The sequence below is a fragment of the Achromobacter dolens genome (assembly GCF_902859745.1).
GTDB lineage: Bacteria > Pseudomonadota > Gammaproteobacteria > Burkholderiales > Burkholderiaceae_B > Achromobacter > Achromobacter dolens.
Map to the genome: position 1 here is coordinate 293799 of NZ_CADIJW010000002.1, position 12820 is coordinate 306618.

Consider the following 12820-nt stretch of genomic DNA (forward strand, 5'->3'; position numbering starts at 1 on the left):
CCGGCATGGCCGGGCTCTTTTATGCGGCAGAGGGACAGGCCTACGCCTCTTCCACTTCCCCCAGGTATGCCGCGCGCACCTTGGGATCGTGGAGCATGTCGGCGGCGGGACCGGACAGCGTGATCTCGCCGGATTCCATCACGTAGCCGCGGTGGCTGTTCTCCAGCGCCAGGCGGGCGTTCTGCTCGATCAGCAGGATCGTGACGCCTTCGCTGGCGATGGTGCGCACCACTTCGAAGACCTTCTCGACCATCAGCGGCGCCAGTCCCATCGAGGGTTCGTCCAGCAACAGCAGCTTCGGCCGCGCGATCATCGCGCGGCCCATCGCCACCATCTGTTGCTCGCCGCCCGACAGCGTGCCGGCCGCCTGCTTGCGGCGCTCGGCCAGGCGCGGGAACAGCGTGAACACGCGGTCGGTGTCCTGCCGCACCTGCGCGGCGTCGCGCCGGATGTAGGCGCCCATCGCCAGGTTTTCCTCGATGGTGAGCTGGCCGAAGATGCCGCGGCCCTCGGGCACCATCACCAGGCCCTGGCGCACCAGCTCGTGCGACTTCTGGCCGCCGATGGACTGGCCGCCGTAGACCACTTCGCCGCCGGCCAGCGGCACCAGGCCGCAGATGGCGCGCAGGGTCGTGCTCTTGCCGGCGCCGTTGGCGCCGATCAGGCACACCAGTTCGCCTTCGTCCACGCGCAGGTCGATGCCACGCACCGCGCGGATGCCGCCGTAGGCGACCTGCAGGCCGCGCAGTTCCAGTAGGGGTTTGCTTGCCGTCGTCATGCCGGGCGCTCCTGATGAATCAGCGGATCCTGGGCGGCGCCCGCGCCCAGATACGCTTCAATGACCTTGGGGTCGCGCTGCACCTGGGCGGGTTTGCCCATGGCCAGCACCTTGCCGTATTCCAGCACCAGCACGCGATCGCACAGGCCCATGACCAGCTTCATGTCGTGCTCGATCAGCAGCACCGTGACGCCGTCGTCGCGGATCTTCTCGATCAGCTTGCGCAGCACCACGGTTTCCGAGGCGTTCATGCCGGCGGCCGGCTCGTCCAGCGCCAGCAGCTTGGGATCGGTGGCCAAGGCGCGCGCGATTTCCAGGCGGCGCTGGTCGCCGTAGGGCAGCGAACGCGCCACGTCGTTGGCGCGGTGGCCGATGCCGACGTAGTCCAGCAGCTCCTGGGCGCGGGCCTCGATGGCGGCTTCCTCGGCACGCGTGCCGCGGGTACGGAACACCGCGCCCAGCACGCCGGCGCGGGTGCGCATGTGGCGGCCGATCATGACGTTCTCGATCGCGCTCAGGTTGGCGAACAGGCGGATGTTCTGGAAGGTGCGCGCCAGGCCCGCGTGCGCCACCTCGTGCGGTTTCTTGCCCGACATCGAGGCGCCGTTGAAGGTGCAGCTACCGTCTTCCGGGATGTAGAGGCCCGTAAGCACGTTGAACAGCGTGGTCTTGCCGGCGCCGTTGGGGCCGATCAGGCCGTAGATCTCGCCCTGCTCGATGTCGAAGCTGACATCCGACAAGGCCTGCAGGCCGCCGAAGCGTTTGCCCAGTCCCTGGGCTTGCAGCAGTTTGCTCATGCCGCGCCTCCCTGCGTCTTGGTGGCCAGCTCGCGCTTGCGCACGGCGGACGGCCACAGGCCGGCGGGACGGAACAGCATCACGCACACCATCGCCAGGCCGAACAGCAGCATGCGGATGCCCTCGGGATCCAGCACCACGGCGCCGAACACCATCTGCTGCACCGGCTCGACCACGGCGCGCAGGAATTCCGGCAACGCGGCCAGGATCAGCGCGCCCAGGATCACGCCCGGGATGTGGCCCATGCCGCCCAGCACCACCATGCACAGGATGGAAATGGATTCCATCAGCGAGAAGCTCTCGGGGCTGACGAAACCCTGCATCGACGCGAACAGCGCGCCCGCCACGCCGCCGAACGAGGCGCCCATGGCGAAGGCCAGCAGCTTGATGTTACGGGTGTTGATGCCCATCGCCTTGGCGGCGATCTCGTCTTCACGGATCGCTTCCCAGGCGCGGCCGATGCGCGAGTTCTGCAGGCGCACGCACACCAGGATGATGATCAGCGTCAGCGCCAGCAGCAGGTAGTAGTACTTCTCCGGCCCGGTCACGCGGATGCCCAGCAGGCTCTCGGTGCGGCCAAAGGCGAACTCGCCCACCTTGAAAGTATCGATGCGGTTGATGCCCTGCGGGCCGTTGGTGATGTTGACCGGCGCGTTCAGGTTGTTCAGGAAGATGCGGATGATCTCGCCGAAGCCCAGCGTCACGATGGCCAGGTAATCGCCGCGCAACTTGAGCGTCGGCGCCCCCAGCAGCACCCCGAACAGGCACGCCACCGCCAGCGCGATCGGCAGGATCGCCCAGAACGGCAGGTGCAGCCCGAAGTGCGGCGAGGCCAGCAGCGCCCAGGTGTAGGCGCCCACCGCGTAGAACGCGATGTAGCCCAGGTCCAGCAGGCCGGCAAAGCCCACCACGATGTTCAGGCCCAGCGACAGCATCACGTACAGCAGCGCGAAGTTCAGGATGCGGACCCAGCTCTGGCCGGCCATGCCGATCACGAACGGCAGCACCGCCAGCACGATGCCGATCAGCGCGATGCCGATCAGGTTGCGGGTCGACAGCCCGCTGTGTTTCAGGGTGGTGCTCATGCGCGGTCCCCCACACGCTCGCCCAGCAGGCCGGACGGACGGAAAATCAGCACCAGCACCAGCACGAAGAACGCGAACACGTCCTGGTAGTGGCTGCCCAGGAAGCCGCCGGTCAGGTCGCCGATGTAGCCGGCGCCCAGTGATTCGATGATGCCCAGCAGCAGGCCGCCCGCCATGGCGCCGACCAGGTTGCCGATGCCGCCCAGCACCGCGGCCGTGAAGGCCTTCAGGCCCAGCATGAAGCCCATCGTGTACTGCGACACGCCGTAGTAGGTGGCCACCATCATGCCGGCCACCGCGGCCAGCGCCGAGCCGATCAGGAACGCCGCCGAGATCACGGTGTTGATGTTCACGCCCATCAGGCCGGCCACTTCGCGGTTCTGCGCGGTGGCGCGCATGGCGGTGCCCAGGCGCGTCTTGTGCACCACGGCCAGCAATCCGCCCATGATGAGCGCGGCGATCGCGACGATGGCGATCTGCAGCGTGCTCATGCGCGCGCCGAAGATCTCGAACACCCGCGGCGACAGCACCTGCGGGAAGTTCAGGTAGTTGCGGCCCCAACCCATCATCGCCACGTTCTGCAGGATGATGGACACGCCGATGGCGGTGATCAGGGCGGCCAGGCGCGGCGCGCGGCGCAGCGGCCGGTAGGCCACGCGCTCGGCGGTCCAGCCCACGGCCATGCACAGCGGCACGGACACCAGCAGGCCCAGGCCCAGCACCATGAAGGCGGAAGCGGACGGGTCGCCGCCGACCAGCGAGATGGCGATCGTGGTGGCCGCCATCGCGCCGATCATGACGACGTCGCCATGCGCGAAGTTGATCAGCCCGATGATGCCGTACACCATGGTGTAGCCAAGGGCGACCAGGGCGTACACGCTGCCGAGCGTGACGCCGTTAATCAGTTGTTGAATGAAGATATCCATAGGGGCCGTGGAAATAAGCCTGGAAAAATCGCGCGAGGATCGGATGCGGCGCGGCCCGGGGGCCGCCTTCGCGCAAATCGCCGCCGCGCCGGGCGGCGCGCGCGGGGTCAATCAGGATGGCCAGGCACGGCGGCGCCGCGTCCTGGCCGGGTCAGGCGGCCTTAGTTGGCCTGGCTGACCATCGTTTCAACCATCTCCCACTTGCCGTTCTTGACTTCGTAGATGGTGACGGAGATTTCCTTCAGGTCGCCGTTCTTGTCGTAGGCGATGTGCTCGCTGGTCGCGCCCTTGCGGTTCAGCTTGGCCAGTTCCGGCAGGTACTTCTCGGGCTTGGCCGAGCCGGCCGCTTCGATCGCCGCGATCATGTTCCAGGCGCCGTCATAGGCGTAGGGCGCGTAGACGCCGGGGGCCTTCTTGAAGCGCTCTTGGTAGCGCTTTTCGAAGTCCTTGCCCGCGGCCATCTTGTCCAGCGGCACGCCGGCCAGCGAGGCGAAAGTGCCGTCGGCGGCGTCGCCGGCCAGCTTGATGAAGGTGTCGCTGCGGGTCATTTCGCCCGAAACCAGCGGCGACTTCAGGCCCAACGTGGCCAACTGGCGCTTCATCGGGCCGGACTGCGCGTCCAGGCCGCCGTAGAAGATGGCGTCGGGCGCCGAGCCCTTGATGTTGGTCAGGATGGCCGTGAAGTCGTTGGCCTTGTCGGTCGTGTACTCGCGGCGCACCACCTGGCCGCCGGCGGCCTTGACGGCCTTCTCGACCTCGTCGGCCAGGCCCTGGCCGTAGGCGGTGCGGTCATCGATGATGGCGACCTTCTTGGCCTTCAGGCTCTGCACCATGAACTTGCCGACCGCGGCGCCCTGCTGGGTGTCGCTGGTCATCATGCGGAAGGTGGTTTCGTAGCCCTGCTTGGTGTACTCGGGCGACGTGGCCATGGCGATCTGCGGCAGGCCGGCTTCGTGGTAGACGCGCGAGGCGGGGATCGTGGTGCCCGAATTGAAGTGGCCCAGGATGCCGACCACGTTCTCGTCGACCAGTTGCTGCGCCACCTGCACGCCGACGCGCGGATCGGCCTGGTCATCGCGCGACACCAGCACGAACTTGGCGGGCTGGCCGTCGACCTTGATGCCCTTCTTGTTGGCTTCTTCCAGGGCCAGGTTCAGGCCGTTTTGCATGTCCTCGCCGTAGTGCGACTGGGGACCGGTCAGGGGCGCGGCAAAGCCGAACTTGACGTCGGCGGCCTGCGCGGCGGCGGCCATGCCGACGGCGGCGATGCTGGCGGCGACAAGCTTCAAAGTGGTGCGAAACTTCATGGGAATCCTCCGGTATGTCGGATGTGGCTTTGTTATACCTGGGCTTTTGGGCCAGGTGATCTATTTGAGTGCGATTGCCGGGTTGCCACAATCGAACTTCAGGTGCGACCGGATTTTGCTTCCAGTGCAACCTCGCTAGATATTGGAGATAACCCTTGGTTTCCCAAGGGTTACCCCTCGGTCACGTTCAACCGATGGTCATGAGGCTGGCGTTGCCGCCGGCCGCCGCCGTATTGACGCTGATGGAACGCTCCGTCAGCAGGCGCTCGGGCACATACGAGGCGCCGGCCGCCAGGGCATCCGAGGTCAATCCATGCACCGCCAGGATGGCGCCGGGGCGTTGCGCGATGCGCTGGTTCAGCGTGCGCAGCGTGTCGCCATCGCCTTCGAACAGCACCGCATGGTAATCGGCGTGGTCGACCTCGGCATCGGCCAGAATGCCCGCCTGCCCCTGCTGCTCGGCGTCCAATCCCGCCAGCAGCGCCTGCGCCGCCGGCGTATCGGCGAACCACGCGTGATTGCCGGTCAGACGCGCCGCCGCCCATTGGGCACGCGCGCCGGCCTCCGTGGCCGCCACACAATAGACCGCGCCGCGCGGCTCGACCATATAAGTGTTGGTCTCGCCAGTGGGACCCGGCAATGCAATGCGCTGCGGCAACGGCGCGGCCGCGTCCAGCGCCGGCGGCAACCCCTCGGGGCGCGTGCCCAGCAGGCGGTACATATATAGCGGGCCGCCAGCCTTGGGACCGGTGCCCGACAGGCACTCGCCGCCGAACGGCTGCACGCCGACCACCGCGCCGACGATGTTGCGATTGACGTAGACGTTGCCGGCGTGGACCTGGCCGGTCACGTGGGCGATGGTCTCGTCGATGCGGGTATGCACGCCGAAGGTCAGGCCATAGCCGGTGCCGTTGATGGCGTCCAGCAGCCCGTCCAGCTCGTCGCGGGCGTAGCGCACCACGTGCAGCACCGGACCGAACACCTCGCGGGTCAGTTCGCTGATGTGGTCGATCTCGATGATGGTGGGCGCCACGAACGTGCCGTGGCGGCATTCGCCATTCAACTCCACCTGGTCCACGCGGTGGCCCGCCGTGCGCATCGCATCGATGTGGCGCTGGATATTGTTGCGCGCCTCCGTATCGATGACCGGTCCGACGTCGACCGACAGGCGGTCGGGATTGCCCACGCTGAGCTCGCGCATGGCGCCGCGCAGCATGGTCAGGACGTGATCGGCATTGTCTTCCTGCACGCACAGCACGCGCAGCGCGGAACAGCGCTGGCCGGCCGAATCGAATGCGGAGCTGAGCACATCGAACACCACCTGCTCGGCCAGCGCCGACGAGTCGACCACCATGGCGTTCTGGCCGCCGGTCTCGGCGATCAGCGGGATGGTGTGGCCGTCGTCGTCCAGGCGGTCGGCCAGCGTGCGCGCGATGATGCGCGCCACGTCGGTCGAGCCGGTGAACATCACGCCGCGCACGCCGGGGCTGGCCACCAGTTGCGCGCCCACGGTTTCGCCGCGGCCCGGCAGCAGTTGCACGGCGCCCGGCGGCACGCCGGCGGCGCGCAGGATCGCCACCGCCTGCGCCGCGATCAGCGGCGTCTGCTCGGCGGGCTTGGCCAGCACGGTATTGCCGGCCGCCAGCGCGGCCGCGACCTGGCCGGTGAAAATGGCCAGCGGGAAATTCCAGGGGCTGATGCACAGCACCGTCCCGAGCGGACGATGGGTGTCGTTGCTGAATTCGCGGTCGGCCTGGTCGGCGTAGTAGCGCAGGAAGTCCACCGCTTCGCGCACCTCGGCGATGGCGTTGGGCAGCGACTTGCCGGCCTCGCGCACGATCAGGCCCAGCAGGGTCTGCATCTGCTCTTCCAGCATTTGCGCGGCGCGGCGCAGGCATTGCGCGCGCTCGGCCACCGGGGTCGACTGCCAGATGGGCGCGGCATTGGCGGCGGCGCGCAGGGCGGCCTCGGCTTCCTCGCCATTGGCTTCGATGACGTGGCCAACCACGTCGTGCAGGTTGGCGGGGTTGCGCACCTCGATGGCCCGCGCCGTGTCCCAGGCGCCATCGCCCTCGCCCAGCATGGGCGCGGCGCGCCAGGGCGTGGCGGCGCTGGTCAGCAGCGCGGCCGAGAGCGAGCCCAGGCGGTGTTCGTTGCTCAGATCCAGGCCGGCGGAGTTGGCGCGCGCGCCCTGCTGCGGATTGCCGTAGAGTTCGCGCGGCAGCGGGATCTTCTCGTGCGGCGCGCCCAACGGCACGATGCGCGAGGCGGCCTCGACCGGATCGGCCACCAGCGTCTCGACCGGGATGCTCTCGTCGCCGATCAGGTTGACGAACGAGGTGTTGGCGCCGTTTTCCAGCAGGCGGCGCACCAGGTAGGCCAGCAGCGTTTCGTGCGTGCCGACCGGCGCGTAGATGCGGCAGGGGCGGTTCAGCTTGCCCTGCGCCAGCGGTCCGACCACTTCGTCGTACAGCGGCTCGCCCATGCCATGCAGGCACTGGAATTCATACTGGCCGGGGTAGTAGTTCTGGCCGGCCAGTTGGTAGATCGCCGACAGCGTGTAGGCGTTGTGGGTGGCGAACTGCGGATACACGGCTTCCGGCGCGCCCAGCAGCTTGCGGGCGCAGGCCAGGTAGGCCACGTCGGTGTAGACCTTGCGGGTGTAGACCGGATAGCCCTCCAGGCCGTCGACCTGGGCGCGCTTGATCTCGCTGTCCCAGTAGGCGCCCTTGACCAGACGCACCATCACGCGATGACGGCTGCGGCGGGCCAGGTCGATGACGTAGTCGATCACGAACGGCGCGCGCTTCTGGTAGGCCTGGATGACGAAGCCGATGCCGTTCCAGCCCTCCAGCTCGGGCGTGAAGCACAGCGCCTCCAGCAGATCCAGCGAGATCTCCAGGCGGTCGGCTTCCTCGGCATCGATGTTCAGGCCGATGTCGTAGCTGCGCGCCAGGATGGTCAGCGCCTTCACGCGCGGCAGCAGCTCGGCCATGACGCGTTCGCGCTGGGCGCGCGAATAGCGCGGATGCAGCGCCGAAAGCTTGATGGAGATGCCGGGGCCTTCGTAGATGCCGCGGCCGGCGGCGGCCTTGCCGATGGCGTGGATGGCCTGTTCGTACGAGGCGTAATAGCGGTCGGCGTCCTCGGCCGTGGTGGCCGCTTCGCCCAGCATGTCGTATGAATAGCGGAAGCCGCGGCTTTCCATCTTGCGGTTGTTGGCCAGCGCTTCGGAAATGGTCTGGCCCGACACGAACTGCTCGCCCATCATGCGCATGGCGATGTTCACGCCCTTGCGCACCAGCGGTTCGCCGCCCTTGCCGATCAGGCGCGTCAGCGCCTTGGACAGCGACTGCTCGCTGCTCACGGCCACCAGCTTGCCGGTGATCATCAGGCCCCAGGTGGCGGCATTGACGAACAGCGACTGCGAGCCGCCCATGTGCGACTTCCAGTCGCCGCGCGCGACCTTGTCGCGGATCAGCGCGTCGCGCGTGGCGCGGTCGGGAATGCGCAGCAGCGCCTCGGCCAGGCACATCAGCGCCACGCCTTCCTGGCTCGACAGCGAGAATTCCTGGATCAGGCCTTCGACCCCGCCGCCGGTGCGCTTGCCGCGCAGCTTCTTGACTAGGTCAGTGGCCATCGCATGCACTTTTTCCAGGTTCGGCATGCGCGCCTGGCCCAGCAGCAGCGGCACGCATTCCGGCTCGGGGCGGCGGTAGGCGGCGGTAATGGCCGCGCGCAGCACCGATTGCGGCTGCACGTCCTGGCCGAATTCGTAGAACGGCGGCGTGGCGGCGGCCTGGTGTTCGCCCCCCTCGTCATCGCCTCCCTCTTCCCCGCCCAGATGGGACATCTCGGCGGGCAGGTGGCCGCGCTCGATCTTGTCCAGGTAGGCAAGGATCGCCTGCTTGTGCAGCCAGTGTGGCGTGCAGTTGAGTTTGTGCGCGGCGGCCTTCAGGCGATCGCGTAGCGCGTCATCGACCTTGACGCCGAGGGTGGTGCTGGCCATAAGAGATTGCTTCCTGTCGCATGGCAAAGGTCACACCGGACCCGCAAGGGGGCCCGGCATCGGTAGGACCGTATGCTAGTCAGGTTGCAACCGGGTTTGTATTAAGGTTAACCCTAGGGTTAACCGATTGAGATCGCGGCAGGTTTTGGCACCCTGCCCGTCCCTTTTTATGGCTTGTCGGCATCGGGCAGCGGCGAGCAGCCCAGCATCCGCACCGCGCCGCTGCTGTCGGGCGTCTGCCCGCGGATGGCGGACGCCATGGCGCCCGCCAGCGCCGCCACCGCGCGCTGCTGCGCGGCGACCAGCGCGGGGATGCCGGCCTCCGACACGGTTTCGGTGACGACGCTGCGGCACAGCAGGCCGTTACCCTTGAGATTGACCGGCCGCACCCGCCAGGTGGCGTCCAGTTGCGCCATGCTGCCGGACACCAGGTCGAACCGCTGCACGTCGGTCTGCACCCGCCAGACCGGCGCGGTGGGCGCGGGCTTGACCACCTGCACGTCCAGCGCGCCCAGGTCGTGCTTGAGCGCGTCGGACAGCGCACCGCGAATCTCGTCCCCCAAGGGCGAACTCCAGCGCTCGGAATACATCGCCGCCACGCTGCCGTCGCCGGTGCGGACCATCAATTGAGGCTGGTCGGCCTGGGCCGCCACATTGACGCCCTGCACTTCCAGCAGGAACGGCGCGGCGGCGCGCGGCACGGCCGGGGGCTGGGGCGCCGGCCCTTGCAGCGTGTAGTAGTGCACGGGCGGCGACGAGGCGCAGGCGGCCAGCAGCAGCGGCAGCGCCAACAGCGCCAGGCCGCGCGCAAACGGGCCGGGGCGGGAGGTCGGGAAGGGACGGAAATCGAGTCGGGTCATGGGTTCAGTTCCTGACGGGGCCGGCGCCCGGAATCGGGTCCTGGCCGCGGCCGCGCAACAGCGCTTCGGGGTTGGACTGCAGGAAGTCCGCCAACGCGCGCAGCGAGCGGGCGGCGCGGCTCAGTTCCTGCATGGCCTTCTCGGCATTGACCGGCAACGACGAATCCGACGCCACCAGGGCGTTGAGGCTGGCCATGGACTCGCGCGCCTGCTTGAGCACGCCTTGCGCCTCGGGCGCCACCTGCTTGTCCAGGCGGTTCATCAGCTTGGACGTGCTGGCCAGCGTGGTGCGCAGGTCCTCGCCGATCTTGTCGAACGGAATCTTGTCGATCTTGGCGACGATATTGCTGACCTGCTGCTGCAACTGATCGAGCTGGCCCGGCACGGTCGGGATCATCGCCGGCGTGGTCATCTTGAATTCCACCGGCTTGACGTTGGGGAACTCGTCCAGCACCACGTACAACTGGCCGGTCAACAGGTTGGCGGTGCGCAACTGGGCGCGCAGGCCGTGCTTGACCATGATGCCCAGCAGGCGCCCGCCGGCCTCGTCGCCGTCCTTGATGGCGTGCTCGCGCACTTCGTCGTACACGCGGCCCAGGCGTTCCGGATACAGCGTCGCATCCACCAGCGCGAAGAAGCGCTTGCTGACGGGATCGAAGTCCATGTTGATCTGCGTGACGTTGCCCAGCGTGATGCCCGAGAAGTCGATCGCCGCGCCCACCGCCAGGCCGCGGATCGACTGATCGAAGCGCATGCGGATCGGGAAGGCTTCGCCGTCGGGGTTGGCCTTGGCGGCCGCCTCGGTGGCGTATAGCTCGAAGTGCGAATCGGCCGCCGCCGGGGTGTTGGCGTCACGCGCGCTGTAGACCGGCTCGAATGCCACGCCGCCCACGGCCATCGACACCAGCGACTGGGTCCGCACCTTCAGGCCCTCGGCGTTGACGCTGAAATCCACGCCGCTGGCGTTCCAGAAGCGGGTGCCGTTGGTCACGAACTTGTCGTTGGGCGCGTCGACGAATACTTCGACGTTGACGGCATTGCCGGTCTTGTCCAGTGCGTAACCGATCACGCGGCCGACGTTGATGCGGCGGAAATACACCGGCGACCCGATATCCAGCGACCCCAGGTCCGCGGCCTTCAGCTTGAAGCGCTTGCCGGCGCGGTCGTGCGTCACGGCCGGCGGCGTCTCCAGGCCGACGAAATGCAGTTTGGTCGCCTTCTTGGACGAGTCCTTGCCCTCGACCGCGTCCACGCCGATGTAGGCGCCGGACAACAAGGTGCCCAGGCCGGACACGCCGCTGACGTCCAGGCGCGGGCGCACCACCCAGAAGTTGGTGCCCTCGCGCGCCAGGTCGGCGACTTCCCTGGACAGCTCGGCCTGCACCACCACCTTGCTGCGATCGGCGTTGAAACCGATCGACTTGACGGTGCCGACGTTCACGTCCTTGTAGCGCAACTGGGTCTTGCCGACCTCCAGCCCCTCGGCCGTATTGAACTCGATCGACAGATCAGGGCCGGCCTGCATCCAGGTCCGCACCACCAGCGACAGGCCCATCAACGCCGCAACGACCGGCACGAGCCAGATCCATGAAATCCGGCTCTTGCGCTTGCGCGAGATCGTGGGCGACGCATACTTCTCTTCACCAGATCCAGGTGCTTGGTCGGACATTGGTATTTCCTTTTCTTCTTTGAACGGCGCGCGGGGAGGTTTCCGTCCACCGCGATCATGCCGGCATCAGCCCGCTTGCGCGCCGGCTGCGGACGCCCCGCGCCCGCCACCGGCCGGCGCGGCTTCGTCCAACTCACTCACATCCTCGAGGTCCCAACTGCGGCGCAGGTCGAAACTCATGGCGGCCAGCATGGTCAGGATGACGACCACGCCGAACGCAGCGGCCCCCGCGCCGGCACTGATTTCCATCAGGCCCTGGAAATCGGCCAGGGCTGCCAGCAGGATCACGACAAAGACATCCAGCATCGACCATTGGCCGATGAACTCGACCATCTGGTACAGGCGGGTGCGCGGACGCAGGTTGGTGGTGCTGCGCCATTGCTCGGTCAGCAGCAGCAGGATCAGCGCCAGCAACTTGGTCAAGGGCACCGCCACACTGGCGATGAAGACGATCAGCGCGATGTCCCAGGAGCCCATGTTCCACAGTTCCACGACGCCGCCCAGGATGGTGTGGGCGCTGTCGCCCAGCACCGAACTGACCTTCATCACCGGCAAGACATTGGCGGGAATATAGAACACCATCGCAGCCAGCAACAGCGCCCAGGTGCGGGCCAGGTGGTCGGGCTTGCGGTAGTGCACCACCGCGTGACAGCGCACGCAGTGGTGCTCCGCTTCGGGGTCGTCGGCGCGCGGCACCGCCTGAACCTGGCCACACACATGACAGCCCGTCAGCACCGCGTCGGGCCCTGCCTCGGGCACATGCACGGGCACCACGCCGCCGGATTCGGCGTAGCGCCACAACACATGCGGGGTCAGCCGGCCCAGCATGGTCAGGAAAATGGTCAGGACGCCAAAGGCGAACAGGCCGACGCCGGGCGCCACCGCGGCCATGCCCGCCAGCTTCACCACGGCGACCAGCACCCCCAGCAGGAAAACCGGCACCATGCACCACGGCCGCAGAAGACCCAACAGGCGCATCGCGCCGCGAAATTCCGCCGGCTCGACGCCGCGCGACAGGGGCCCCAGCACCCACAGCAGCACGATCAACTGGAACAGCGGCAGCACGAAACCCGCCAGCCCGGTCATGACCGCCACCACGTAATGTCCCTGGCGCCAGGTGATGTCGATGGCATCCAGCAGCGAAGCCTGCTGCACCATGCCCTGCACCGACATCGACGCGACCGGATAGGCGTTGGCCACGCCGAAGACGATCAGCGCGGCGATCGCGAGCGCCAGCCAATTGGACAAAGTAAGCCCGCTGTAGCGCCATAGAATGGTGCCGCAGCGGGCGCAATTGGCGGTCTCGCCAGGTTCGAGCGGATGTCGGCGATAGATGCTTGCGCAGTGCTCGCACTCGATCAGCGGCTGGCTCTCCGCGCTACTCATGGG

At 67.6% G+C, this 12820-nt stretch carries 9 protein-coding genes; all 9 read right to left on the reverse strand.

Annotation, left to right across the window (positions count from 1 at the left end):
* Nucleotides 1–40 precede the first annotated feature (40 nt).
* The 9 genes from HV783_RS03605 to HV783_RS03645 all read right to left on the reverse strand — a co-directional run bounded on the left by HV783_RS03605 (nucleotide 41) and on the right by HV783_RS03645 (nucleotide 12817).
* Nucleotides 41–778, reverse strand: coding sequence for an ABC transporter ATP-binding protein (locus HV783_RS03605; RefSeq protein WP_006383976.1), 738 nt, complete (start codon nucleotides 776–778; stop codon nucleotides 41–43).
* On the reverse strand, nucleotides 775–1575 hold the full coding sequence (locus HV783_RS03610) for an ABC transporter ATP-binding protein (protein ID WP_006383977.1): 801 nt from the start codon (nucleotides 1573–1575) through the stop codon (nucleotides 775–777). The genes HV783_RS03605 and HV783_RS03610 overlap by 4 nt, the downstream gene beginning before the upstream one ends.
* Nucleotides 1572–2660 (reverse strand): ABC transporter permease subunit, encoded by a 1089-nt coding sequence (locus HV783_RS03615; protein WP_064524669.1) that lies wholly within the window; start codon nucleotides 2658–2660, stop codon nucleotides 1572–1574. The genes HV783_RS03610 and HV783_RS03615 overlap by 4 nt, the downstream gene beginning before the upstream one ends.
* Nucleotides 2657–3586: a branched-chain amino acid ABC transporter permease gene (locus tag HV783_RS03620; RefSeq protein WP_049073110.1), complete on the reverse strand. Its 930-nt coding sequence runs from the start codon at nucleotides 3584–3586 to the stop codon at nucleotides 2657–2659. Before HV783_RS03620 ends, HV783_RS03615 begins: the two co-directional genes overlap by 4 nt.
* A gap of 161 nt (nucleotides 3587–3747) precedes the next feature.
* Nucleotides 3748–4893, reverse strand: a complete 1146-nt coding sequence (locus HV783_RS03625) for a branched-chain amino acid ABC transporter substrate-binding protein (RefSeq protein WP_049073109.1) — start codon at nucleotides 4891–4893, stop codon at nucleotides 3748–3750.
* 187 nt (nucleotides 4894–5080) lie between these two features.
* Complete coding sequence (gene putA / locus HV783_RS03630) at nucleotides 5081–8902, reverse strand: trifunctional transcriptional regulator/proline dehydrogenase/L-glutamate gamma-semialdehyde dehydrogenase (protein WP_054502084.1); 3822 nt, start codon at nucleotides 8900–8902, stop codon at nucleotides 5081–5083.
* 167 nt (nucleotides 8903–9069) lie between these two features.
* Nucleotides 9070–9762 (reverse strand): PqiC family protein, encoded by a 693-nt coding sequence (locus HV783_RS03635; protein ID WP_254603829.1) that lies wholly within the window; start codon nucleotides 9760–9762, stop codon nucleotides 9070–9072.
* A 4-nt stretch (nucleotides 9763–9766) separates the two neighbouring features.
* On the reverse strand, nucleotides 9767–11431 hold the full coding sequence (locus tag HV783_RS03640) for a PqiB family protein (protein WP_054502082.1): 1665 nt from the start codon (nucleotides 11429–11431) through the stop codon (nucleotides 9767–9769).
* A 66-nt stretch (nucleotides 11432–11497) separates the two neighbouring features.
* Nucleotides 11498–12817 carry a paraquat-inducible protein A gene (locus tag HV783_RS03645; protein WP_175188713.1) on the reverse strand — a complete coding sequence of 440 codons (1320 nt, stop codon included), beginning with the start codon at nucleotides 12815–12817 and terminating at the stop codon, nucleotides 11498–11500.
* Between the last annotated feature and the right edge of the window lie 3 nt (nucleotides 12818–12820).